Here is a 25,897-nt window from a genome sequence, read left to right as displayed (position 1 = left end):
AGATTTTTTATTCCTTTTTTTGGAAAGGGGAAATCCGGTGATAAAGGCGAACGCTCCGCTTCTTCAAGTTATTTCTGCCCTCTCCGTTATCGTGTAAATGTTCAGTTGAACATATATGACTAATCCTTGTATGGATCGAATTCATTACCTCCGGCCATGGCGACACCAACGGGACGCAGCACATGGTTGATTTTCAGCGTATTCGCATGTGCGTTCAGCACGTCTTGCAGTTTCTTGTACACAAACGGACTTTCGTCTGTGCCCGCTCCCCGCAGTTCGACACCATAGGCACGAATCGCCTCATGCATCTGTGCTTCGCTAATCTCGCCACCCATGCGTGTGCGCAGCTTGTAATTCATTTTGCCAGCCGCCTGGGTTCGGCTCATCGTGCGCCCTGCCCCATGTACGGTGCTGCGGAATGACTCGGTGTTCTCCTCGCTGTGGATCCCTTCCACAATTACCGAGATATCACCCATACTGCCTCCGACAAAACCGAGTTGCCCGGGTGCAAGTGGCGTTGCACCTTTGCGGACCACAACTACCTCTTCACCCATGTGTTGTTCCTTCCAGGCAAAGTTGTGATGGTTATGTACGGCGTATTCAGCACTTGCCCCCAGAATACCGAGCACCTGTTCAATAACATAGTCGCGTCCTGCATAGGCGTATCGGCCCGCCAAAGTCATTCCATCCCAATACATATCACCCATTTCGCTGTTCAGGTCAAACAACGTAGGCGGTTGATCCATCGATTCGCCAGGAGCTTTGCCACTGAACTGACGTCCTGCAGCAAGGTTAAGGAATCCACTCGCCACTTTATGACCGAACCCGCGACTGCCAAAATGATTCGCGATCCACACCTTTCCCGTTGCCTCTTCTACAAAAATATCCACGAAATGATTGCCACTTCCTACGGTTCCGAGTTGGTTGCGTGCAAGTGTCTTCAGCTTATGTTGTAATCCCGGTTCAATGGTATCAAACAGCTTCCAGCTCGCGTCGTCGAACAGCTCATGATCCACGGGTGTTGGATTGTTACGACCCACGCCGAAAGAAATGGTCGAATTGATGTCATCCATGATCGTTACAATCCGATCCCGAATATCGTCCCATATCAGATTCGTGCGCACAGCCTTGTTGCCACAGGCAATATCATATCCGACACCTGACGGACTGATCATATTCCGATAAGCGACAACACCACCGATGGGTTGCGAGTAACCTTTGTGATGGTCGGCCATCAGAGCCACACCCAATACATCTCCATATTGCGAGCAAGTCACCGCCTGACTTACGGCGTTCTCCAGCGGCTCCCCCCAGACTTTAATGTTATCTACGATACGCATAATTGTGTTAACCTCCTATGTACTTTTTGAAAATACATCTTTTATTTCTAAACTGTTGTTCTCATTAGTTTAACAAAGATCAACGTGGCTCGAAACGTCGTCTTCCTTTAGATCACCAATTGTTTACGCATAAAAAAAGAGAGCTCAGCTCCCTTTTCTCACGGTTGGTTCCTATTTACTTCTTCCTAATCTTAAACTTGAACGCCCAAGTCGCTGTGTTACCAGAATATCGGCCTCTGTTCTCGGTCACCACCACGGAAAGTGTCTTGTTGGTTGATTTGGAGAACGAAGATAGTTTGACGTTGGTGCTTTTATCCCCGTAATCGGGAATTTTGTCCTGTTCTTCGGCGATGGCCTCCAGTTTCAACGTACCTGTGGATTTCAGGTTTAAGGTAACTGATGAACCCTCTTCCAGTTCTTTGCCGTTCACACTTGCTCCGATGGCCCACTCATTACCGACAGAGTTATTCTCGACAAGCTCTGCGCTCACCAGCGTCACGGTTACCTTAACCGTTTTGGCGGCAGCATAGGAGGTTGGGGAACATACGGTGAATACCAGGCTTAGAATCATGAAAACATTAGCCCATTTTTTGAGCACGAGAGTGCCTCCCTCTTATTCGTTTCTTTTGTTAAGACTATGCCTTATTCGCCGTGTTCCTTAAGTAATCCTTCCACTTGTGTAAGAAATTTTCACTTGAACTGTCTGTTAAAGATGCTTCCGGTAACCCTGAACCTTCTCATCCTTGAAACCCAACTTCTCATAAAATATATGTGCTTCCTTACGCTGATCGCCAGACACCAGAATCATGTAACCACAACCCAGATCTTTTGCAATCCGCTCAATCTGGAGCATTAACCTCTGCCCAATGCCCTGTCTGCGTACCTGATCCGATACAATCACATTTTCCACAACCATGAACGGTTTGCATGGCCCCACCAGATCCATACACTTAACCCCCATAACGGACCCAACCAATTTGCCATTGTAAAATGCCCCAAGCACATGATAATGACCATTCTGCTGTATGTAATGAAACATCTTTTTCATCTGCTGCTCATTGGTAGGCATTCCCATCAACTCATTGTATAGCTGGCTTAGTGCCGGTAAATCTTCAAGTTCGATTCCTTTAATGGTAACCATGATAACCCTCCTGATTTTGTCCTATTTCGCATGCTTTGTCTTAAGTGAGGTCCTTTTTAAAATAATAATGACTGTGTCCAGTCGGTGCATTCTCGATCATTGTAATCAATTGGTAGCCATGTTTCTTGTAAAATTCCGGTGCTTGGTATGAGAATGTATTCAACATAATAAAATCACAGGATTTCTCGCGCGCAATGCGCTCCACCTCAAGCAGCAATTGGGATCCGTATCCCCGATGCCGCTGATCGGAGTCCACCCAAAGGATATCAAGCTCTACCCAATTCCAGCAAAGTGTACTGAGCACTCCTGCGACAATTTCGCCAGCCTCATTTTTGATGTTAAAATTCAATTCTTCGTACCGATGCCTTAATTCCTCGCTCACATGGGTCGCATTGTATGCGACTAATTGCTGGCGAACATACTCTGAATCTTCTAAAGTACTTGGATTGATATTTATTTCGGATATCCTCTTCTCCCCCTTCATCATTACTCACAGCCTCATTCATTTCTTGCATATTTTAACATAAATTTATCCCTTACAAAATAAAAACAACGCACCTTCATAGCGGAAGGCACGTTGATGTAACTTGCATTAGTTCACATATGCTGTTTTAAAATACGCTACTCTATTTCTCTCAGATCCACGTACACGTGACCTGCACCAACTCTGCCCAGAGGGTCCGTAGCCTTCACCTCAATCCGAATAGGCTCACTACTCGTCCCCAGTGCAGTAACGTATAGTTTCTGTCCAACCATTCTGACATCTGCCAATTGTGGATCAGGAGAGTCAGCTAGTAGGATGAGGGTCGACCTAGCGTCATCTTCATCCTCAAACATAAAGGACAGGTCGATCTCAATCTCATCTCCATGAACATAAGCGATATTACCCGCAGGTGCCTCCACCAGTACAGGGGGAGCATCATCAAAATCATACATATCCAAACGTTGCAGCAACGTGTGATGCAGTGTGAAGTCAGGCTCTTCTCTCAGGGTTATGGAATTGTTACTCACATCCAAGTATTGCAGACTAGACAATTCAGCAATTCCAACGGGTAAATGAACAAGCTCATTACTGTTCAGATCTAGTTCTTGTAAGGAATCTAGTCCGCTCACATCCAATAAAGCAAGTCGATTATTCGCGAGTTTCAGATACTCCAGCTGATTCAATCCTGTAACATTAATCTGCGTCAGTTCGTTACCGGATAAATCAAGCCAATTCAAGTGATCGAATCCAGAGGCATCCGCTTTGCTTATGGCGTTTCCGGACAGATCAATTTCGGTTACATTCAATCCTTTGAATATCTCGACTCCTGTCAGATCGGAAATACCCGCATTTCTCGCATACAACCCTCCATTGGTCTGAATGAGTGCTTCCACCAATTCATCTTTGGTCAGTGGATCATCCACATCCTTTTGCAACCAATAAGCAATAGCTCCAGCCAAATGTGGATCAGGGAATTGGCGACTTATCGTATTGGCCTGTACCTTAACCTTGAGTTGTGCCGTAACACTGGTGCCCTGGAAGTCAACTGCTTTGATCGTCAGCGTTGTTTCTCCAGTAGCCTGTGGAACAAGTCGAATCACTTTTTCTACGACAGTAGAGGAAACAAGGGTTGCATCTCCGGCTATGACACTGAATTGCAATTCATCACCATCTGGATCACTAAAATACGTCGAGACGTTCAAGTCCAATGCGGCATGATCTAGTGTAAGTTCCTGATCAGGCAAACCGCCACTAATAACCAGTGGCGCCCTGTTCCCCGTACCTGGATTGGACGGAGTGGAAGGATTCGTCGGAGTAGTTGGCGCAGATCCACCTCCACCACCGGTGCTTCCATTTCCATTCCCTGGTGCCGCCCCGGAATTACCGTTTGCGTTTCCTGTACCGTTCCCTGCGTTATTGCCTCCTGAAGTTGTACCCTGTACCTCGGTTACCTTTCCTGGCTCATCAGGTTTGGATTCCGAATTGGCGCCCTCTTGACTCGCAGCTTCATCAAGAGCTTGAATGACTTCAGTTGCACGTAATGCGATCACGGCCATTTCCTGTCTGGAAGTAGAACGCTTCGGCGCAAAGTTTACATTGTCCCCTTTCAAAATTCCCAACTCAACAGCTTGTTGTACACTTGGCAAAGCCCAGGCACTAATTTCGGAAGTATCCTTAAATGACAACTCTTTGGTCAAATTTAATGTTTCATCATATCCTTTAGCCTTCAGAGCCCGAATAATCGTTGTTGCCAGCTCTTCCCTTGTTACCAGACCAGCAGGACGAAACGTACCATCCGGATAACCATTCATAATTCCAGCCAATTGAAGTGCACGAATATAGGAACCATTCTCAGCGTTACGATTCAGATCCCTGAATAACTGATCTGGAAGTTGGACGGACGACAGCACGTTCAATTCCAATAGTTGAGCCAACGTGTATGCAAGGTCCCCTCTTGTTAACGTTGCGCTCGGGTTGAAATTTCCTGCTTTGTCCGCCAGAATCATCTGTTGTTCGGCAGCCCTTTCAATGGCTTGCTTGGCCCACGGTGCTGCCTGCTGCAAGTCACGAATGTTTACTGCATCGGACGCTGCATGCACTGTCCCGGGAACAGAAATGACGGCTAAAGACAGAAGGGCTGCAAGATAAGGCGAGACCTTACGGATCTTATTTTTCGTATGAACTTTTCGTTTGGATATTCGTGTTGACATCTTTTAACGTTACCTCCCACATGAACATAAACCCTGGTGTCAGCAAAGACTCGTCAGAGTTATTTAATTATCTTCATTGTAGGAGAGACCTTAGCTTGAAAACAGTCTACAAAAGAGTAGACACTGTTTCACAAAATTATAATAATCCCCGCTGCTCCGCGATTTGTACAGCATGAGCACGACTACTCGCACCCAGCTTTGCAAACACTCGGCGAATGTGTGTATTAACAGTTCCGGGTGAGATGCCAAACTCGGCAGCAATCTGTTTGCTGGTCAGGCCCTCAGCGATGTGACCGAATATTTTTTGCTCCATCGGGCTGAGTCCCACTTCCTTTGTATCCAGCTTGGCCTCTCCTGCAGATGAGGGGCCTCTCAATCGTTTGTCTCTTGCAAAAGCAGATAACAACTGCTTCACATAAGCCATTTTCACACCATCATCGTGTATCGCCTTTGTACGACGCAGATAGAAATAGTCCTGCAGCAACTGTTTCATCTGTTTACCTTCAGCAACAAATGAACGGATATATCCTTCGGGTCCTCCCAGCACCAGAGCACGGGATAACGCCACAACACTGGCATCTGTGAATCCCTGCTTGTTCAGCATGATTGACTCTAGCAGAGCACACTCTACCTGTTCAGTGAGCCAGTCCCGTTCTTCAGCCTTTTTACGGATTCGTCTCAGTTCCTCTCGTGCATGATCATACTGTTCAAGAACGATCATCGCACGTATGCGAACCATGGAACGGAAGATCTGATCACAGCTGATCTCAGCAGCCACATCTCCTTCGTTTGCAGGCTTAGCCAGAATGGTGTGGGCGGATTCCACCGGACTCATTTCAATTAAAATTCGGTATTGATGTGCTTCCAGTGCTTGCTGCCAGTACTCCATATCCTTCACAGATAATAATCCTGAGACCTGCTGAAGCAGTTTCAAGCCTTCTTCAGGTCGACCCAGTGTAAGTTCAAGTCTGGCTTTGAGTACATAAGCTGGAACGAGTAACGCAGCCACCTTGATCTGCAAAGCCACTTCAAGCGCTCGGTCCGCATATCTGACCGCTTCTGCAATTTGATTTTGCTCCATTAAAATCTCACCATATCCAACACCATAGTAGGACGTTACATAGGCATGTTCAGCATACCAACGTTCCGTAATCGCTCCGAAGCAAGCTTCCCCACGCCTCAAGTAGCCATTAACGCCATGGAAGCTGCGCAGGCGCATGCTCTCTCTCCGATCATAGTCCATATACTGAAAGGCAATATCATCAGGATAGCCCTGATCGATGTAGGACACCAAATAATGAGCCAACCCATCTAAATCTCTATTCAAATAGGCCATGTATGCTCGCATCACACATATAACTTGCAACAAATACCCGATGATCTCAGGTTCCAGCTGCCCTTGAAGATGCACCCGGATCACTTGTTCCAGTTCATCAAGCTGCTTTACCATCTGTCCATAAGGCATTTCACGTGCAACAAGGAACAAGTAAGACATATATAATTTGGGACGTGATTTCACGATCTCCAGTGGCACAACATCAAAGTATCGCCGGAGCGTCCACCAATCTCCCATAATAAAATGGGCAAACAACTCTTCCAGCAGTATCGCTGCATCCTGCATGTGCTGACCGAGAATATAATGATCCAACGCTTCTGCCGGGTATCCCTGTTGTTCATACCAAAGTGCAGCAAGAGCATGTAATTCATTTACTTGTTCAGTACCACAACGATCCAGCTCACGCTTTAGAAATGCAGAGAACAAATGATGATAACGATACCAGTGCGCTTCCCGATCAAGTGGAACAAGAAAAAGATGTTCCTTCTCCAATTGCCTTAACAATTGTGGAGCTTCCTGCATATCGCTTAATACCTGACATAAACTGCTGTTCATTCTTCTCGTGATCGCTGTCCGGAGCAGAAATTGTTGCATTTCCGGTGACTGACGCTGGAATACCTCTTCAAGCAAGTAATCCGAAATCGTCCTCTCGCCAGTTGGTCCATGATCTTCACGTGAGAGAGGTGACGATACCGAATTCATAGGGCTGACCAACGCGTTGCCACCCCATGCGTGAGATAAAGCGAGCAGCTTCAATCCGGCAGCCCAACCCTCCGTCTGCTGTACCCAACCACGCGCATCTCCCCCGGCAATATCCAATTGCATAATCTCTTGGCAAAATTCAATGCCCTCTTCTGGCGTAAATGCCAGTTCCTGAAGCGTAAATTGCTTCAATTCACCTCTCAGACGCAGCTTTTCAAGCTTGAAGGGAGGATATGTACGACTAGACAGGACTAGATGAATGGATAGGGGAAGATTTTCAATAAAGTATTGGATCTGTTCATGAATCTCCGGCTGGGTTACTGCATGATAGTCATCCAGAATGAGTAGCGTATGTTGATTGGTCTGGGCAACGCGGTTCAACAATAATATCAATGCTGACCTGGGGTCTATCGGGTACCGTTGCAAAAAATGTGGCAGTACATCACCGCAGAGTTCCTTAATCACTCGATCCAGTGCATGAATAATGTAGAGCCAAAACTGAAGCGGGTCCTGATCTTTATCATCCAGGCAAACACAGGCTGCTTGAACAGCTTCACTTCTCACCCAGCTGCCTAACAGTGTTGATTTCCCTGAACCTGCCGGGGCAGTCAACAAAGTGACTTTGGATTGGAACAATTCTTTGCGTTGCAAACTTAGCCGTGGACGGTCCATTGTATCTGCTGGCAAGGGTGGCAGTTCCAGTTTGGTTGTTAAAATCATAAATTGAAGCCAGCCCCCGTGAAGACCAGCGTTATGTTCCTGTTGCATGAGATCCTCCCGAATCAGCACCATGGTGCACTTTTTTCCGATTCATTATATGTACATTCAGTTACTCTAAGTATACAAGGAACCTAGGTTATGCCCCATATATTTTTGAACAGAAACAACGACAAATAAGCCCTGCACGTTGAATGCAGGGTACCATTTGCTTTGTGAAGCCATAATACGATGACTTTTCCTATCTTCCTGTTTGTAACAACTTATAGTTCAGTACATCCCAATTCTATAAAGCTTCCTTAATCACCCGTTTATAGTACCACACAGACAACAGACCAAAAATCGAATATAACAATGTATAGACTATCATGACAATGACCGTAGGTGTCGCCAGCTCCGTACCAAAGAAGAACCAACCTGATTTCACGGCAAAGTAACTATGACTCAATCCCACCACAAGTGGAATACCGAAGTTAAACAACTGCTTGATCTGAATGCCACGCAACAGATTGCCTTGCGTAAATCCGAGTTTTCGCAGAATGGTATAATTGCCCTTCTCCTCTTCGCTCTCATTCATTTGTTTAAAGTACAGGATACATCCCGATGTAATCAAGAACGTCAAACCCAGGAAACCAACAATGAACATAATCAGTCCCATATTATTACGTTGGTTATTTCTGAACTCAATCTGGGAGAAGCTCGGTGCTTCCAACTGCAGCTCCTTATATACGGCATATGCCTCTTCAGCCTGCCCCTCGTTCAGAATACGTACACCATAGTAATCAGCCCACTCGGATTTTTGCAGCTTGGGATTTAGATCCTGCCGCAGCTGCTGGTATACCGTCTCATCTACCACCGCTACAGGCGTGCCCCCAGTATAATACGTGGGAAGAACTCCAAGTTTGGTTGTTCCGATCAGTTGTTGTGCCAGCGTATGTTTCAACCCGCTCAAGACGATTGGACCTTTCTCCTGAATGGAAATTAACTGCTGAAGGGCATTTCCATATCCCATGAAGACCACTTCACCCGCTTGCAAATCAATGTTATCTACCATGTTGTCACTCAACACACTACTGAACAGGTACTGTTCCGTCATGGACTCATCCATCACTTCGTGAGCATCAATTTCAATATAAATAGGCTCTCTGTGCTTCTCTTCATATGGTATCTGTTTGTGTTTCAACTCGGCTACAAAGCGATCTTTTACATTTACCTGAGCAAAAGAGAAATCCTCTGGCAAGCTTTCCTTCGCCTGAGCCTCTGCCGAATAATACGAAATGTAACTGAGTGACAGCATGCCAATAGCAAGTGCCGATACGGTTGTAATAATCGTGAGCAGCAATGCATTAGATTTCATGCGGAACATGATTGAAGATAACGATAACACCTCATGAATGGATAGGTAGCCGTTTTTGCTTTTGCGAATCAGATTAAAAATAAAACTTACCGAACCCTTATAGAACAGGTATGTCCCCAGTATGACCGAGAAGAGAATCAGGATCATCGTATACATCAACTGCTGCATATCCATTGCCTCACCACTGAACAGCCGTGCAGACATGAAGTATCCATACACAATCAGAGCAATACCCAAGACGCCAACAATCATCTGTCCGACAGACATCTTCTGCACCTGCTGCTCCGTAGTGGCCGACACCCGAAAGAGCGAGAGAATACTCTGTCTCTTGATAAAAGTGTAGTTCATCAGCATGATGAGTAGATATATCATCGTAAAGACAATCACCGTTTGCATCAGTGCCATCGGAGAGAAATACAATTTCGTAATCGCGTCCACACCGAGAATTTTGAACAATATCATCAATACCAGCTTGGACGCAAGAAACCCAATTAACACACCAATGGCCATGGAGCCAAAATAAAGGATACTGTTCTCCGCACTCAAAATACCAAAAATTCTGCCTTTCGTCAGTCCGATCAATTGAAATAATCCAATTTCTTTGCTGCGCCGCTTGATAAAGATCGTATTGGCATAGAGCAAAAAGATGCCGACAATGACGATTAACAGTACCGAAGATGCGCCTATAGCCGCCGCACCTTTCGTTGAAGCAGCTACCTCATCCATGGAAGGATCATACTGTAACGTTACAAAGGAAAAATACAAGGCCACACTGAACACAAGCGCAAATACATAGAGATAATAATTCTTTAGATTTTTCCTGAGATTGCGGAAGATAATATAATTCAAGCTCATTGCTGTACACCACCCAATACGCCCTGGGTTTTGATAATATCGTTGAAGAACGATTGCCGAGACTCGTCTCCTTTATTCAACTGGGTGTAGATCTGACCGTCTCGTATAAAAATCACTCTGCTGCAATAACTTGCGGCAACCGGATCATGGGTAACCATAATAATAGTCGCCTTTCGTGCGCTGTTCATATCACTTAACTTGCCGAGCAGATCCGAAGCGGACTTGGAATCCAGCGCTCCTGTCGGCTCATCCGCAAAAATGATACTCGGCTCGTGGACAAATGCTCGTGCTGCCGAAGTCCGCTGCTTCTGACCCCCTGAAATCTCAGATGGATACTTGTCTTTCAATTCGTAGATTCCCAGTTCACGCGCGATCTGTTCAAACTTCCGGTGTGCCTCCTGCTTTGGAATGCTCGTAATCGAGAGCGGTAATAATACATTTTCCTTCACCGTAAGGGTATCCAGCAGATTGTATTCCTGAAAAATAAAGCCCAGATGATGTTTGCGGAACTCAGCCAGCTGTTTCTCCTTCATTCCAGTGAATTCCTTGCCCTCAATATCTATCGTGCCCTGGCTCACCCGATCAATGGAGGAGAGTACATTAAGCAGCGTCGTTTTACCCGAACCCGAAGGCCCCATAATACCAACAAACTCTCCCTTACTTACCCCAAGATCAATCCCATTCAGCACTTCCTGTTTATTCAGTTTATTCCCATAGACTTTATGAATTTTTTTGGCTTCCAGTATCCACATATCCCACTCACTCCTCTTAGATCTTCTGCAAAATGCTCATGTCTATATCATAGGCGGAATGTGCAGTGTTATCGTGTGATTCACCGAACAAAACCAAAAAGCATGTGACATTGTTGTCACACGCCTGCAAGATGCACCATGTCGTTTTTTCGCGGAAAAGTAAGTGTGACGGTTGTGCCCTCACCAAGAGAAGACTCTACATGAATGCTCATATGAAGCGTCTGGACCACCTGACGAACCAGATACAGCCCCATTCCGGTAGCCGCCCCATCCATTCTGCCTCGGGTGGACGTAAATCCTTTATCAAATATACGCGGCAGATCTTGAGTCTCAATCCCTCGCCCGTGATCCTGAATCATGAGTATGATGTGTCCATCCTGTTCCCGACTTTCAATGAGGATATCCGATGAATCACTATATTTCACCGCATTGCTCAACAACTGCCGGAGGATGAATCCTAACCATTTGCTGTCTGTGAGCACGCGCGATACCATTAAAGACATATCAAAGCCAATGCCTTTGGAAATACACCACGATTTCAGTGCTCGTATCTCGCTATTCAATATCGGTTCAAGTTCCGTCTCTTCGATGAACAGATCATTATGCATGAACGGAATACGCTTCTGATGAAGCTGCTGATCCAGCAACTGATGAATTCGTAACCATTCATATGTCATTTGGCTTTGTAACTTGTCATCTGGCAAGCGCTCGATCATCAGTTGCAACGCAGTCAGTGGGGTCTTCACCTCATGAATCCAGGACAACATCTCGTCCTTCTCCTGTTCCAAAGCGATAAAATGATGTGACGACTCCTTACGATACCGTTGTGTCTGGGAACTGACGGCCTCATGTACAATCTGCTCATATGGACTTTCGGCGATGTCGAGTTCTCCCAGATCATAGGTATGATCCCAGGTGCTCAATCTTTTATAGAAACGGGTCTCTTTCAGATATCTAGCCCAGATAAAAACAAGGCATACCACTACATTCAGTCCTACGATATACACCACAGATTGGAATGGAATGGACGAGTCCAGGTAGGCCACCAATAAAATAATAAGTTGCATGCTTACTAGTAGCCATAACCAACTAGCCCTTTCTCGTATGTACTTTACGATCATGCTTCTGCCTCTTCCGTTGCCATGTAACCCTGACCTACTTTGGTTTCAATGTAACGCTCCAAGCCGATGGGTTCAAGTTTCTTCCGTAACCGATTAACGTTAACCGTCAGCGTATTGTCACTCACGAAATGCTCATGATCCCACAAGCTCCGGATGAGTTCCTCACGGGTAACAATCTGATTTTTGTGCTCGACCAGCACTTTAAGAATGAACATCTCATTTTTGGTCAACAGGACAGACTCATCCCCGCAGGTCAGTGTATTTTTCACATATTCAATAGCAGCACCACGCCAGGTTCGGAGTTCAATATGCTCTGTATTATAGTTATACACCCTCCGCAAAGTCGCTTGGATCTTGGCAATCAATACATCGAAGTGAAAAGGCTTCTGGATAAAATCGTCTGCACCCAAATGCATGGACATAACCATATCCGCAGGATGATCCCGTGAGGACAAAAAGATAATCGGCACATTGGAGTGCGAACGAATGATCCGGCACCAATGGAACCCGTCATATTGGGGTAACTGAATATCAATAATGACCAGTTGCGGCTGAATTACGCTGTACTCCTGCAATACCTTGCCAAAGTCCTGCACACCATACACGTCATACGACCATTGGGACAAACGTTCCTTGATTTCACTGAATAATGATTCGTCATCTTCAATGAGCATAATTTTAAACAAGAGACTTCACCACGTTTCTGATCTTCTAAGGTTGAAAAAGGGAATTAGACTCTGTTGTTGCAGGATCACCTTTACCGTTACGAATCGTTCTTCCGATCGCTGATTCCAGTGTACAGGGAAGTTGGGCTTATATCAAAAGGTATCCTGACTTCGTAAAGAAAACGATCCGAAATACATATATCACATTAGCTCTTAATGGTGTGTATAACATGGCTTGCATCACTGTTTTCGTCCATCCGCTCGATCAACTGCATCGCTACGTCTCCTGGCGATCTTAATTGTCCTGCTTCATATACTTGATTGAACATACCTGCAAGAGCGAACTCCTCTGCACTTTTGCCTCGTGCAACAGCCTGCAATTCCGTATCAACCATCCCCGGATCAAAAGCAATAATCTCAACAGGGTTCTGTTGGCCCGTTTGCTCCAGAGATACGCATTGGGTGAACATGTTCATGCCTGCCTTGGATGTACAGTACACTGCCATTGAAGGCGCGGGATAACTTCCCGAACCCGATGAGAGATTAACAATTTTACGTCTGGCGGACAGGTGATTTGTTTGTTGAATAAAAGATGAACTCAATATCATTGGTGCTGCGAGGCTGATGTTGAGACTTTGACTTATCTCTGCCGCACTGCATTGATCTATAGGTTTTAGAGGCTCTAGCATCGCTGCGTTATTAATGAGTCCAATGAATTCAGCTTCCTGAGAAGGTATTTGGTCCAATATGCGTGTAATCAAATCATCGATCCCATTCAGGTCAGCAAGATCATACTGAACATGGTGGTAACGCCCGCTCCATTCCTCGCCTGATTCCAACAGATCCGAATCCCCGCGTGAAATACCGTAAACGTAATCCCCCTTAGCCAATAATAACTCTGCAAGTTGTAAACCGATCCCTTTGGATGTGCCTGTAATGATAAAGTGTCTTCTTCCTGTTTCTGTTTCCATTTCGATACCACTCCTCCTCTATTTTCAATGCATGTTTATTTCACTATTCTTACGAGTTTTTCTTTCTCCACAACGTGGCCCAGAGAAAAGGTACACCAAAATACGGTTCATGCTGCTCCATCGCCTTCATTGCACGGAACTCTACACATTCAAAGCCATCTTCCAGCATGTAGCGAAGCTTCTCCTCCGTGAACGCAAGACCACCGCGCATCGACTTCTCTTGATACACCTGCCAATCATTCATAACGATCTCTGGCCCACCAATATCGCCAAAACCAGGAGCAAAACAAGTCATTCCAAAGTATCCTCCCGGTCGGAGTGCACTGTGGATCATCTCTATGTAGGGAATCCGCTGATGTGGTAACAGATGATGCAGACAACCCGAGTCGTAGACAAGATCATATTCTTGCTCTGGTGCCAATTCGAACACAGATCGACATTCAAAATGCACGTCCAGCTTCTCTTCTGCCGCCCTCTCTTTTGCCCAGGCAATAGCTGTCTCCGAAAGATCATAAGCATCTACCTGATATCCTTGGCGGGTTAAATACAACGCATTTCTGCCCGGGCCACACCCCAGTTCCAGTGCCTTGCCGCCGCTCAGCACACCTTCGTTCACATGCGCTACCAGATTCTCATCCGGTTTGTTTGGAAAAAAGGGGATTGGTCTGTTCCGATCCTCATAGAAAGGTTCCCAAAACTGCTTGGCAGATCTGAAGTCCGCATCGAGCATATCATATAGGTCCTGTACACTTTTAATCGTCTTTTCCACAACCACATTCCTCCTTAACTGCTCCATCCAAACCTTCATTTCCGACTATTCATTCCTCGTCATTTTCATTAAATCAGCCACACTCTATTATAACATTTTTACCCAGTAGTTCTCTATTTTTCTTGTGCTTTTCTACTTAAAAATATAAGCTTTTTCCCAACAAAAAAACGACCGACATGAATGTCGATCGTTTACAAGCGTAGCGGTTTTGAGTTGTAACTTACTTCGCCCGTTCCAAGACTGCAAAGTAATTCCCTTCATTATCAGCAAAGTTGAAGACACGCCCGGTTGGCATCTCTACAATCTCTCCAACCGTTACATGTTTACCAGACAAGTCTGCATATAACTGATCCAGATTTTCGGTGAAGAACATTAACGAAGGTGTGCCCAGATTTACACCCGCCGACATCCGCTCCACAAACTCTTTGTCATGAAGAATAATGCTCGTCTGCGAATTTGGGGTAGGCGCAATCTCAATCCATCTCATACCCTCGTCAAGGTTTACTTCATCCACAATGTGGAATCCTGCAACTTCCGTCCAAAATGCCAGTGATTCATCCTGATTGTTGACATACAACATAATCTGGCCGACTTTGCTAAACATGGATCATTCACTCCTCTGATCATCTAATCTCTTAACATCCTGCTTATCATTCCTCAAATTCCAATAGAGTATAACATGCAGGACAGCTTTTTTATCATCTTTCTTTGCAAGTACATGCAACTTAAACTGAAGTACACTTTTATGCTTCCACGTACAATTAGTTTTTTGAAGTTCCCTTATAATGTTTTAACAAGTGAAAGTCTATGAAACCCCGAGGTATAATAATTCATATCAACACCTTCTTTTTGAAAATTCATTCGTTCATAAAATAGGAGCGCTGCTTCATTTTCTTCATGATCAAGTGTGTAAAGCATGACATCACCACTGCCGAATTCAGCTATTTTTATACATATTTTTGTAATTAGTCCACGTGCTACTCCCTGTCGAAGGTGTGATTTGCTTGTAACAACGCCAACGATTTCATATCGGTTAACAGTAGGCTGAAAGATATAACCAGCATGACCTATGACAACATCTGCTTCGTCAACCATGACATAATAAGCACTGATACGTTCATCCGTCATTTTTAAAAATGAATCCCAGCGCGCAGGATACTGCTCGCGTATAAACAAAGGGAATTGAAAATCATGATCCGTCATCATTTTCAGCACTACTGGCTGATCAATCGCTTGAAAAAGGCGAATAGTCATCTTTTTATCCCCTACCCCTTAGTGTGCATGTAGACATCTTTTAAGTTACCAGCTTCATAATATGGATACTCTAGTTTTTGTTGAACTTGAAGGACGATCTCCGTAGACGTTAACATTTCGACCAAGTATAGTCCCAGGTCAATAGAAGCCGTAACCCCCGCACCCGTTACCGTATTACCATCACGCACTACACGCGCTGAAATTACTTCTGCACAATAAGGATTCAATAAATCATAAGCAGATGAGTTGGTAGTAGCCCTTTTTCCTTTTAGGAAACCTGCTGCCCCCAACAGTAAAGCCCCGGTACAAATAGATATTTTATAAGTGACATTTTCTGCCGTTCGGACCCATCGCATAAAATCCTCATCAAATCGAAGCGTTCTAGTTGATAATCCACCAGGAAAAAATACTAGATCAAAATCCCCTAGATGAGGTAATACTGCATCGGATTTCATTTTCAGCCCGCGGTCATCTGAAATTTCCTCCTTATCTGCGCAGAATGTCCATGATACGTTTTCCTTTACTTTCAGAATCGCTAACCAAGTCACTGCTTCATAAAATCCAGCTAAATCCATGCTTGTCATTCCATCAAATAAAACAAACGCCATTTTCATTGCCGCCACCAGTCCTTTCGTTCCCTGAATAATAAATAAAGTGTTTGATCAAAAGATCAAACACTTTGCCCAGGCGTACGGCATATAATATATGTGCTTCCTCGTGGTTCACTCGACGTTTACGCCAGTCACACATAACAGATATTTACAACTAGTATACATGACATCTTTCATCATTGTATATATTATGAAATTATTGCGTGGCTTTTAACTTCTTCGTAAGATAAAGTACAACATCGTCGTCCATAATTGTTTCTTCACCCGGCTGAATGTAATGATCATGTTTGTGTACACCGTGACCGTCTGGTATGTACCCGCGATGGGCATATAGAACTTGCGCTTTGCCATAATCGGAAAACACACCAACACCAATGCCTGCTACATCCGTTCGTTCCAGAATAACTTCCTCTGCTCGGTCCATCAACCGTGAACCAATACCTTGGCGCTGGAACTTCATCAGCACATTAAAATCGTTAATTTCGGGAATGGCTTGTTCCCTAAAAGACGGGTAGCCGGAATACCACAATACATTCACGTATCCCGCAAATTCTCCATTCAACTCGGCTACCAACGTTACGCGTTCCCCATTCCGTTGTTCAGCCAAGTAATGAAGATACTGTTCAGCAAATCTCCCCCAACCCTGCTCCTGAAACGCCTTTGATATGATTACAGGATCGCTCTCATTTAATAGTCTGATATGTACACTCATTGATAATTTCTCCTCAACAAGATATTTTTTCTAACTATATTCCCTGTCTATCCCGAAGCGATGTGATGTGAGCAACATGGTGTTTGCCATGCCAAGCATACATGCCCAGATTATAATCCAGTCTTGTCGTTTCTTCCGATGAGGGATGATAAAATTGTTTGGCATAATCTGCATCTGTCAAAGCGTTTAACAGAAACACCCAACGACGATGGAGGGCATCCAGAATCTGAAGCGAGAATTCAACATCCAGGTCTCTTGAATCACTCAATTCAGCCCAGCGCTCTTCATAATAAGGCCGAATCGTTGGTGTATCCTCTGTCAGGGCCAACTTGAAACGAATCATACTGTTCATATGGCTGTCTGCCATGTGGTGAATGACCTGTTTGAGCATCCATCCACCTTCTCGATACGGTAGACTTAATTGCTCTTCACTCAATCCCTTTACCGCTTCTCGTGCACGTTCAGGCAACTCAGCAATGTCCTGAATCCACTTCTCCCGTTGTGCCAAAGTAACTTCACCCGTGTGTACAAATGGTCCTATCGGAAATCTTTCATCCATCCATTATTCCTCCTTGTTTGTATGATTTAAAATAACTTTAAACAGGATCTACAGGGTATATTCCATAAGCCAACAGTCTCGCATCTGTCCTTCATGCTGCTCATGTTTCTCCAACAGCTTAATCTTCTGGAAACCACATTTCTCATAACAGGATATCGCTCGCAAGTTCCAGGATTGAGGGTCCATAACCACTTTATGAGCTTGTTTTTCATTAATCAAATAAGCAAGCATGGATTGCATCAACTGTGTACCAATGCCTTTATTCCAGTAGTTTACCTCACCAATAAACTGATCCGTTCCATAGATGATCTCATCCGTGTCTCCATAACCATACTCCGTTCGCTCTTCTTCCTCAAGCTCATAGAACTGAATGTATCCAATCGGATGTCCTCCGTACTCAACGATACAGCGGGTAGCATCATCTTTCTGATTGTAAAAATGTTCTCTCACCTGTTCCAGGTCATTCGGCCGATCACGCCCTTCATAGTATTGAAGAACTTCCGGGTCTGACAGCCACTTCACCAGATGTTGTTCATCTTCTGTGTCCAAGAAACGTACGGTGATTTCATTCAATTCATATACATTCATCATTCTGATTACTCCTTATTGATCTCCAGATTCTCACCCGTAACCCAACTCAGATCCTTCCCTAACAAATGCTCGTTGTGAACATAATACACCATGGGATTCTCAAGCGGCTGAGTCGTTCCATCCAAAGATCTGAGCGTTAACCGTAACTTGTAGCTCCCTATCTCATCAGGTATCGCAAATCCTATCAGATTATCAGCTGATTTCATGGTTTTCCCCTGTGCCTTCAGATACTTTTCCAGAATGACTTGATCAAGATAGGAGCTGCCAACAGACGAAGGCATGTACCACGCATCATCTTGTTCTTCAGCGAATGTCACCCCTTCCCATCCCGGAACAACGGGATACACCATATGTTGATCCTTGTCTTCTCTTTTTCGCGTTATCTCTAACTCTACCTCAACTACATCCGTATCAATCTGCCTGATTGTGCCTGCCATCACAACATCCTGAGCACTCACACTTGGAATAACATAGCTGTATATGAGCAGAGTCACCAAGAGGATTATCGTTATTCCCGTAATCCAAAATATTGTACTTTTACGCATCTGTCTGATCCTCCCGTCTGGTTAGTCATACTTCTGAAGCAGCTCCTTCTCTGTTAAGGATTGAGTTAACCTATCCAACTCAGGTGATGCCGTCCAATCACTGGATGTATTCAATCCATGCTTGATGGTATGTATCGCGCTATGTGCAGACATGTATATATTATGGTGGACTCCCGGCTGGACAACGATGTGCTCTCCTTCACGCATCACTCGGATGGAAAGCATATGATTATCTCCATAACTGGCATAAGCAATCCATCCGGTTTGCACCACATAAAACTCTGTTATATTGACATGTACATGACTGTTTTGCCAAGCTCCCTGGGATGAAGCAACGGTTCTGCAATAATAACTGCCATCTTCTGATATCATTTTATATTTCTGTTCCCCGTTCTCCATCTGCTCGAAGCTGGTTTTGACACCCGTTTCACCATATTTCTGTTCTGAAAATTCTGTGTTCACTCGGCTTCATCTCCTTACGGCCTGCCAAATATACTTGCGTTCTCTAACAGCAAGCCTACCATCAATCTGATTCTCCTTCAGCTTGACTTGCAGCTGTTCCCGGTACTCAGGCTCTGTATAATCCGGGTTTCCGGGGATATCGGAGAGAAAGATGGCAAACTCTTTTTCATCCGAGAAAATCATAAGTTCTTCGTTATATTCCTCAATCTTGATCTCCTTAAATGCATTTCTTTCCAAACGCTCACGTACCTTTGTTATATCCGTATGAATACCAATCATAACTCCACCCTTTTGCAGCAATCTCCCATGCTCAATAATGGAAGTTGGACCTCTGCGATCATAGATCAGACCAAAATGCTTATCTTCAAATGGCATCTTTTCTTTTGTGCTGACGCAGACAAATTCCACATTTGTTATCGTGCTTGAATAAAGACTGTTTTGGGCTATCTTTATCAGCTCTTCCGAATTATCAAACCCTATAATGTGATCGGTATATTCCGACATTTTCAACGTAAACTCCCCATGTCCACAGCCTGCATCGAGCACGGATGTATACTGAGGCAGAAGCTTAATCAACCGCTCTTCAAAAATATCTTCAGCAGAGTAACCTTCCAGTGTATACAAAGCTCTACCCTTGTATCCCCCATTACGTTGTGCAATCATATCGTACCATTCCATGCTCATAGAGTTCCTCCTTACAAAAATTCCCTTTATTTAAACATTCGACATAGGTAAGTCGATTCTCCTGTTTGGATATGCGATATATCTTTACTAAAATATGAAACGCTTCTCTCCCAGCTTCCGTATTAAGGTCGAAGCCGTATGTATCCCATATAATAAACCATCTAATCTGGAGGTTGAGCGCATGTCATTTTTCAAGAAAATGTTAGCCAGTGTAGGTGTTGGAGCAGCCAAAGTAAATACGGAATTGCATACACCAGAGGTCACGCCTGGAGGAATCATCTCGGGGGTTGTGTACATTGAAGGTGGAGATGTGGAACAGAACGTAGATCGAATCTATCTTTCAATCAAAACCCATTACATACGGGAGCGCGATGATCGCAAAGTAAAAGAAACAGCCGTTATAGCCAAATATCTGCTCACCGAAGGATTCACCTTACAGCCTGGAGCCAAATTGGAGAAAGACTTTTCATTTGACCTCCCAGAAAATCTGCCAATTACACTGCATCGTGCAGAGGTATGGGTGGAGACGGGCCTCGATATCTCAAGCGCCGTGGACCCATCAGACCGGGACAGATTGCATGTTGTTCCTAGCAAAGACATGAATACCGTGCTCGATGCAATTGATATCCTTGGCTTCAAGCTGCGTGAAGTGACCAACGACTATGCACCGAAGCTGGGTGGCAATCTGCCATTTGTACAGGAATTTGAATTTGTACCAACAAACAAGTTCCGTGGGCATCTGGATGAGTTGGAAGTGCTGTTCTATCCCATGGGCGATTCGCTGGAGCTGTTATTACAGATCGACCGCCGCGCTCGTGGACTCAGTGGAATATTCTCCGAAGCCATGGGTACGGATGAGAGCTTTGTCCGCCTGCATTTGTATGAAAGACATCTGGCGCGAGGGGCGCATTCTGTCGCTCAAGGACTGGAAGAAGTCATTTCCAAACATATCTAATCTATAGTTTGTATTAACGAAATAAACCGTCCTCTATCAGACAAATCTGATGAAGGACGGTTTTTCCCTTTCGAAAAGGGAATCAAAAAAATCTGAGGATAACAGCGATCGGAAGGTTGTTCTGTACTCGTAGTGTCAGTGGTATTATCCTTAGTGAACATATATACTAATACACTTCGGTACTTTTCAGACTCAACGTTTCGCATACAAGTTGGGCAAAGGCATCGAAGCTGTCACAGGATCGCAGGCTTTCCAACTGCTCCTCCTGCCGGATCAACTCTACAAACAAATCATAGATCCCCATTGCCTGTTCGTAATCCTCTTTGCAGATAGATAACATAAATACAGCATGTACTTCATTCTCTTCATCCCACGGTATCGGCTTCTCGAGCAGACATACCGATACAGTTGTACGGGTTGAACTCAGCTCCATGGGGTGCGGAATCGCCATGCCTCTTCCAAGCGCCGTTGAAGCCATCTTTTCCCGTTCCTGCACAGCGGGCCAGAACTGCTCCGTCACGATTCCCTTCTCCAACAGTGCTCCGCTCATCTCAGCCATAAGTGTCATTTTGTCAGGCTGATCCGACCGAAACATGAACAACGCTGGATCAAAGTAACGCAGCAGCGTCATTTCCTCCTGCTCATCACTGGTTCTCACCAGATGAGTGATCGTTGCCATGTCGCGTTCCGATGGAATCGCAGCAATGACAGCCGACGGTTTGCCTTTGGACTCCCGTAAACGGATCGTGGAAATGACCAAATCTTCAGGCACACTCCCCATCTCCTCGTACTCTCTTAGCGAAACTACACGAGATACCTCCAGCTCGGCAAATAAAGAGCGTAATCTGGATTCAAGAATACGAGCTGTGCCGTATCCTGACCCACAGACGAGTAATACGGATTTCCGTTTGCGATGAGGAATCTGGTATTTACGTTCCAATGCTGCACCAATATGAAGAGCCAGGTAACCAATCTCACTGTCATTGATTTCATGAGGTACGTATGTCTGTAGCTGTTTCACTGCACTTATCGTAATCTCATAGGCGAGTGGATAATATTTACGTATATGTCCCAGCAGTGGATTCCGCATATTCATGCCATGTTCCAATCTAGTAATCATGGGTTTCAGATGGGCATAGAGATCATTTGGCAACCGTTCATCATCCCGCAGATCATAGGTGTACCGATCATAGATATGTCCCAGCATCTGCTGTACAGCAAGATATAACGGGTCACTTCGAAGTCCATTCCAATCGGTAGCGGTCATATTTTTGCTAACAATGTGCAGCAGCAGATAATCTCGCTCTCCGACTGGACAATGAATGGAATATAACGACTCCAAGTCCTGAATAATCTGCTGTGCAAGTTGCTGATCCTGAGCATTCGCCTCCACTTTCTCGAATTGCTCCAGTTCATGCCCCTGTTTAATGCGCAATACCATAACCGCCAGATGCGTAATCAAATCTTTCAGTGCCACATCTGCAATACGAACATCCTGTTTGCCCACATGGCGAATGACAATCTCTCGGATGTGCGCGGGTTCAATTGGATACAGCAAACGTTCCTGTGCAGCAGTCATGCCTTCGGGTCCCAGTTCCTCATCTCGCGCATCAGCGTACTCGGCAAGGCAATAGCGGAACCTTTGCTCGTCTCCGACGACCTTCACACCATGTCCAGGCTTGATCTGAAGCTGAAGCTGGTAGTTCTCCAGAATCTGACGAATGATTTTCAGATCATTGTTCATTGTTGCACGGCTTATAAATAGCTGATCAGCGAGGTCTTCCATCTTGATATGCCCCGGTTCACCAAGCAGCTTGAACAATTCATAACGGATACGCTCATCAGGCGATCCAGGTACGGGCGCACCTTTTTGCCGATCATCCTTCCGTTTCTCCAATAGCTCATTATACCGCTTCGCATCATGCACACGAATGGAATATCCCCGCCCACGCTTGGATTCCAGGCTCCCGCCATGCCCCGCAAGGATATGATCCAACTTTTTCAGATCATCCCGAATGGTACGCACCGTAACTTCCAGCTTGTCTGCAAGTGCTTGGCTCGTCCAAGACTGTTCCTGTCCTTCACCATGAATGAGGTGGAACAGCTTTTTCAACCGTTTAGTTGGAAAAATCATATCGATATCCGACCTCCCTTCTGATCAGGATTGTGGCAAACTAAAGTTCACCTTATATGGATACAAGTACCGTTATCAATTTACAATGAGCAAGTTCTGGCAAACGCACGACCTCTTCTCCATCGGTTAACTTCTGCTGAGGCTCTAGTGGTTGTTCCGCAAGGGATACACGCTCTGCATGTACAGCCTGATTGAAGTGCATGTTCACGTTAGCAGACTGTGACAAATACGGATTGAAGACACGTACAATGTATCCGTCACTCTGCTCTGCTTTCTTGAAGCTGCTTAACACCACGTTGGAATCGTCACTGAACGACATCAGGCTGTAGTCTGTATCAAGAACACGTTCCTCATCGCGGAAAGCAAAGATCAGTCGACCGTTCAAAAAGTCGCATAGCTGATAACTGCTGATCGGTGTCAAATATTCACGCGCAGCATGGGCTACATTCGCTTCATCGAACCCGGAAGACTGGATATGCAGACCAAAGGTAAAGGAGTGCTCGCCGAGCAATTGCGCGTCAGGTGTTGCTACAATTTTCTCACCGGAAGCCCGGCCAGGGCGATACAACAGGTTTTCCTTACCCATGAAACCGAAAGTGCGGAACAAGGTCAGGGCAATGGTATCCATTTGCTTACCAACAATCTCATACTCACGTACACCTTCCGTCATCACAGCCATACCATGCGAACCATTGTTCAACCCGGCATAACTCTGCATCGCTTCAATGGTGATCGGTTTCTCCTGCCATTGTTCGCGCTCCCATACCTCCACTTCTGGCAATGAGGTTGGACGAGCTATGACACCGAAAGGCTGATCTGCAATGGATAGGGCGGAAGCAATTCCTGTATCAAATAGGACACGTAGACGGTGGCTGAACACCTCATTCTGCACCTGAACGTGGAAGCGGATCAGCTTCTCTCCTTTGCGAAGGGATATCTCCACTTGCATTGGCAATGCTCCCGACGTGATGCCTGCGGCGCGCTCTTCCAGATCGTAGGGAACATCCAGCGTGAAACGCAGGGATAGTGTCTGGAATACAGACGTTTGTGTGGTCGTTGCACTCATCTGGCTGCCTGCCGAAGAAACAATTAGATCCCGCTCGGGTGGAGAATAATTGTAGGAATCTCCGTCATCCCCATTATCTTCGAAGACCATCTGGTCCGCATACACTCGGCCTGATCGCTTGTCTGTAATTTGCAAGGTGCCGTTTGCCTGCAGCGCAATGGTGAAATGTTCATTTTCGATCGTGTCCTCGTTACGTCGTTCAATGACAGGTGCAGCGCTCTGACTGAAATCAAAGATAATCTGGGTGTAGCCCATCGCCGGAACCTCTTGCAGTTCCACCAGCAATTTCGCGCGATATACCCGTTCCGGCAGATGCACTTTGCGACTTGGATTGAGATCGATGTGCTGTCCAAGCACATAATCGGTCTGGTCTACTTTTTCTACAATGGTATAGGCTAGCTCGCGTCCCTTCGTATCCCGAATCACAAAGGATTCTTCCGGAATATAAGCTTCGATCTCGGTAACCCCGCCTCGCACATAAGGTAGCGTGTTGAACAGGGTGAACGCAAATGTCTCCTCCTGCTGTATCGTTGAAGCAATCATCCGCATATGCAGGTCAAGCAGATTCAGTGCGATATCATAGGCCTGTTTGTAACGGAACGCAACGTCCTGATTCGTTGTATCGCTGTTACAGCCACCGATGCTGTCATGTGCCGCATTCTCAAACAACAGCTTCCAGATGTCCTCAACTATGCGATGCGGGTAATCATGCCCGAGAGAATGGCTAATGGCAAGCACAGGTTCGAGCGTATTGGCGATCAGATTCTCAATCCGGTTATTCTGTTGCTTGAGGTCCGCACGGGTGGAAAAAATGGACTTGTGAATCCGCATGTGCTTGGCTTCCATCAATTCACCCCGAAGTACAGGTAGATCCTGACTATCCGCTTCGATCTCCGTCAGAAAACGTTCCGGTTCATTCATCACATATTCGCGTTTTGTATCCAGCGCATTGAAGCGTTCAATCAACTCCGGAAGGTTCAACCGGACAGGTGCCTGATCAAACCCATTAGGGAAATAGATATGCTTGGTCGAGGCTTTCCGTTCAAGCGCACCAATCTGTTTCTCCAGATAAGGGATCAGATCTTCCTCATTCTCTGGAATGTTACCGCCGTAGTAATACCCGAACGGCATCTGCACAGCAAATACACGACTACCGTCCGATCCTTCCCACGTAAACTCGGTATGTGGATTCGTATTATCTGATACGCCTCTCCAGAACAGGAAACGTTCGATGCCGAACTCCCGATAGATCTGCGGCATCTGTGCCGATTGTCCAAACGCATCCGGGACATAACCAACCTTCATCGCATGTCCGTACTTTTGTGCCGTTTTCGTACCATAATACAGGTTTCGGACCATGGATTCACTGGAAATCACCAATTGATCCGTCTGTGTATACCAGGGTCCAGTCATCAGTCGTTTGGCTGAAACCAGTTGGCGGATACGTTCCTCATCTTCTGGACACCAGCGGATGTAATCATCCAGCAGTGAGCCCTGTGCATCCAGCATGTAATAATGAAATCCTTCGATATTCTCCAGTGCGTTCAATACTTCCTTGACGTGTTTGACAAGATACACTTTGGAACGGGAGGTCGTAAAATACCATTCCCGGTCCCAATGCGTATGTGGAATCACATGTACTTTGGTACGATTGCTCTCACTCATATCTCTCTATCCCTCCAGATGCTTTTTAAAGGTTGTTCAAAAAAGTCCGCTTTTGATTACGAGGGATGCCTGTTGGCATCATCAGCATCGAATATGGAATTCAGCCGAAATAAGTGGATGCTTACGAAGGTTGTTTCCTTCGGAAACATTGTAGTTGCTCACGTAGTTTCCCCTACAATCCGCTACTCCATTTCTACCTTCATTCCATCTTCTCGATACTGAAAACCGATCTTTTTGAA

Annotated in this window: 24 protein-coding genes and 1 riboswitch; of the genes, 1 reads left to right on the top strand and 23 read right to left on the bottom strand. The window is 45.4% G+C overall.

Going from position 1 to position 25,897, the window contains the following annotated elements; translation table 11 throughout:
• Positions 1 to 119: 119 nt before the first annotated feature.
• From MKY44_RS06505 to MKY44_RS06405, 21 genes are all read right to left on the bottom strand, one after another.
• Complete coding sequence (locus tag MKY44_RS06505) at positions 120 to 1,340, bottom strand: RtcB family protein (protein ID WP_341006508.1); 1,221 nt, start codon at positions 1,338 to 1,340, stop codon at positions 120 to 122.
• 175 nt (positions 1,341 to 1,515) lie between these two features.
• Positions 1,516 to 1,938 carry a hypothetical protein gene (locus tag MKY44_RS06500; protein ID WP_341006507.1) on the bottom strand — a complete coding sequence of 141 codons (423 nt, stop codon included), beginning with the start codon at positions 1,936 to 1,938 and terminating at the stop codon, positions 1,516 to 1,518.
• Positions 1,939 to 2,046: 108 nt separating this feature from the next.
• Positions 2,047 to 2,481, bottom strand: a complete 435-nt coding sequence (locus MKY44_RS06495) for a GNAT family N-acetyltransferase (RefSeq protein ID WP_341006506.1) — start codon at positions 2,479 to 2,481, stop codon at positions 2,047 to 2,049.
• 40 nt (positions 2,482 to 2,521) lie between these two features.
• On the bottom strand, positions 2,522 to 2,968 hold the full coding sequence (locus tag MKY44_RS06490) for a GNAT family N-acetyltransferase (RefSeq protein WP_341006505.1): 447 nt from the start codon (positions 2,966 to 2,968) through the stop codon (positions 2,522 to 2,524).
• 134 nt (positions 2,969 to 3,102) lie between these two features.
• Positions 3,103 to 5,175 carry an S-layer homology domain-containing protein gene (locus MKY44_RS06485; RefSeq protein ID WP_341006504.1) on the bottom strand — a complete coding sequence of 691 codons (2,073 nt, stop codon included), beginning with the start codon at positions 5,173 to 5,175 and terminating at the stop codon, positions 3,103 to 3,105.
• 136 nt (positions 5,176 to 5,311) lie between these two features.
• The gene (locus MKY44_RS06480) at positions 5,312 to 7,981 is read right to left on the bottom strand and encodes a LuxR C-terminal-related transcriptional regulator (RefSeq protein ID WP_341006503.1); all 2,670 of its coding nucleotides are present in this window, start codon (positions 7,979 to 7,981) and stop codon (positions 5,312 to 5,314) included.
• 235 nt (positions 7,982 to 8,216) lie between these two features.
• On the bottom strand, positions 8,217 to 10,142 hold the full coding sequence (locus tag MKY44_RS06475; RefSeq protein WP_341006502.1) for an ABC transporter permease: 1,926 nt from the start codon (positions 10,140 to 10,142) through the stop codon (positions 8,217 to 8,219).
• Positions 10,139 to 10,894, bottom strand: coding sequence for an ABC transporter ATP-binding protein (locus MKY44_RS06470; protein WP_341006501.1), 756 nt, complete (start codon positions 10,892 to 10,894; stop codon positions 10,139 to 10,141). The genes MKY44_RS06475 and MKY44_RS06470 overlap by 4 nt, the downstream gene beginning before the upstream one ends.
• A 116-nt stretch (positions 10,895 to 11,010) precedes the next feature.
• The gene (locus MKY44_RS06465; protein WP_341006500.1) at positions 11,011 to 12,015 is read right to left on the bottom strand and encodes a sensor histidine kinase; all 1,005 of its coding nucleotides are present in this window, start codon (positions 12,013 to 12,015) and stop codon (positions 11,011 to 11,013) included.
• Positions 12,012 to 12,701 (bottom strand): response regulator transcription factor, encoded by a 690-nt coding sequence (locus MKY44_RS06460; protein WP_105597888.1) that lies wholly within the window; start codon positions 12,699 to 12,701, stop codon positions 12,012 to 12,014. Before MKY44_RS06460 ends, MKY44_RS06465 begins: the two co-directional genes overlap by 4 nt.
• A gap of 185 nt (positions 12,702 to 12,886) precedes the next feature.
• Positions 12,887 to 13,651 (bottom strand): SDR family NAD(P)-dependent oxidoreductase, encoded by a 765-nt coding sequence (locus MKY44_RS06455; protein WP_341006499.1) that lies wholly within the window; start codon positions 13,649 to 13,651, stop codon positions 12,887 to 12,889.
• A 49-nt stretch (positions 13,652 to 13,700) separates the two neighbouring features.
• The gene (locus MKY44_RS06450; RefSeq protein ID WP_341006498.1) at positions 13,701 to 14,420 is read right to left on the bottom strand and encodes a class I SAM-dependent methyltransferase; all 720 of its coding nucleotides are present in this window, start codon (positions 14,418 to 14,420) and stop codon (positions 13,701 to 13,703) included.
• 220 nt (positions 14,421 to 14,640) lie between these two features.
• Positions 14,641 to 15,024, bottom strand: a complete 384-nt coding sequence (locus tag MKY44_RS06445; RefSeq protein ID WP_339198274.1) for a VOC family protein — start codon at positions 15,022 to 15,024, stop codon at positions 14,641 to 14,643.
• A gap of 176 nt (positions 15,025 to 15,200) precedes the next feature.
• Positions 15,201 to 15,674, bottom strand: coding sequence for a GNAT family N-acetyltransferase (locus MKY44_RS06440; RefSeq protein WP_341006497.1), 474 nt, complete (start codon positions 15,672 to 15,674; stop codon positions 15,201 to 15,203).
• A gap of 11 nt (positions 15,675 to 15,685) precedes the next feature.
• The gene (locus MKY44_RS06435; protein WP_339198268.1) at positions 15,686 to 16,288 is read right to left on the bottom strand and encodes a DJ-1/PfpI family protein; all 603 of its coding nucleotides are present in this window, start codon (positions 16,286 to 16,288) and stop codon (positions 15,686 to 15,688) included.
• A 60-nt stretch (positions 16,289 to 16,348) separates the two neighbouring features.
• Positions 16,349 to 16,430, bottom strand: a riboswitch (ZMP/ZTP riboswitch).
• Between the two features lie 51 nt (positions 16,431 to 16,481).
• Positions 16,482 to 16,997 carry a GNAT family N-acetyltransferase gene (locus tag MKY44_RS06430; protein ID WP_341006496.1) on the bottom strand — a complete coding sequence of 172 codons (516 nt, stop codon included), beginning with the start codon at positions 16,995 to 16,997 and terminating at the stop codon, positions 16,482 to 16,484.
• A gap of 34 nt (positions 16,998 to 17,031) precedes the next feature.
• Positions 17,032 to 17,556: a YfiT family bacillithiol transferase gene (locus tag MKY44_RS06425; RefSeq protein ID WP_341006495.1), complete on the bottom strand. Its 525-nt coding sequence runs from the start codon at positions 17,554 to 17,556 to the stop codon at positions 17,032 to 17,034.
• A 48-nt stretch (positions 17,557 to 17,604) separates the two neighbouring features.
• Positions 17,605 to 18,144 carry a GNAT family N-acetyltransferase gene (locus MKY44_RS06420; protein ID WP_341009798.1) on the bottom strand — a complete coding sequence of 180 codons (540 nt, stop codon included), beginning with the start codon at positions 18,142 to 18,144 and terminating at the stop codon, positions 17,605 to 17,607.
• A gap of 8 nt (positions 18,145 to 18,152) precedes the next feature.
• Positions 18,153 to 18,692, bottom strand: a complete 540-nt coding sequence (locus MKY44_RS06415; protein WP_341006494.1) for a hypothetical protein — start codon at positions 18,690 to 18,692, stop codon at positions 18,153 to 18,155.
• A 21-nt stretch (positions 18,693 to 18,713) separates the two neighbouring features.
• The gene (locus MKY44_RS06410) at positions 18,714 to 19,154 is read right to left on the bottom strand and encodes a cupin domain-containing protein (RefSeq protein ID WP_341006493.1); all 441 of its coding nucleotides are present in this window, start codon (positions 19,152 to 19,154) and stop codon (positions 18,714 to 18,716) included.
• 6 nt (positions 19,155 to 19,160) lie between these two features.
• Entirely contained in the window at positions 19,161 to 19,838 is a 678-nt protein-coding gene (locus MKY44_RS06405) for a class I SAM-dependent methyltransferase (protein WP_341006492.1), read from the bottom strand.
• A gap of 181 nt (positions 19,839 to 20,019) precedes the next feature.
• Between MKY44_RS06405 and MKY44_RS06400 the strand changes: the two genes are divergently transcribed.
• Positions 20,020 to 20,793 carry a sporulation protein gene (locus tag MKY44_RS06400; RefSeq protein WP_338592693.1) on the top strand — a complete coding sequence of 258 codons (774 nt, stop codon included), beginning with the start codon at positions 20,020 to 20,022 and terminating at the stop codon, positions 20,791 to 20,793.
• Between the two features lie 166 nt (positions 20,794 to 20,959).
• Here MKY44_RS06400 and MKY44_RS06395 read toward each other — a convergent pair whose 3' ends face one another.
• Together MKY44_RS06395 and mngB are read right to left on the bottom strand one after the other, a co-directional pair.
• Positions 20,960 to 22,927, bottom strand: a complete 1,968-nt coding sequence (locus tag MKY44_RS06395; protein ID WP_341006491.1) for a BglG family transcription antiterminator — start codon at positions 22,925 to 22,927, stop codon at positions 20,960 to 20,962.
• A gap of 52 nt (positions 22,928 to 22,979) precedes the next feature.
• Complete coding sequence (mngB, locus tag MKY44_RS06390; protein ID WP_341006490.1) at positions 22,980 to 25,658, bottom strand: mannosylglycerate hydrolase; 2,679 nt, start codon at positions 25,656 to 25,658, stop codon at positions 22,980 to 22,982.
• Positions 25,659 to 25,897: the final 239 nt, after the last annotated feature.

The sequence above is a fragment of the Paenibacillus sp. FSL R7-0026 genome (assembly GCF_038004485.1).
Classification (GTDB): Bacteria; Bacillota; Bacilli; order Paenibacillales; family Paenibacillaceae; genus Paenibacillus; species Paenibacillus xylanexedens_A.
This window is presented reverse-complemented; position numbering and strand designations above follow the sequence as displayed.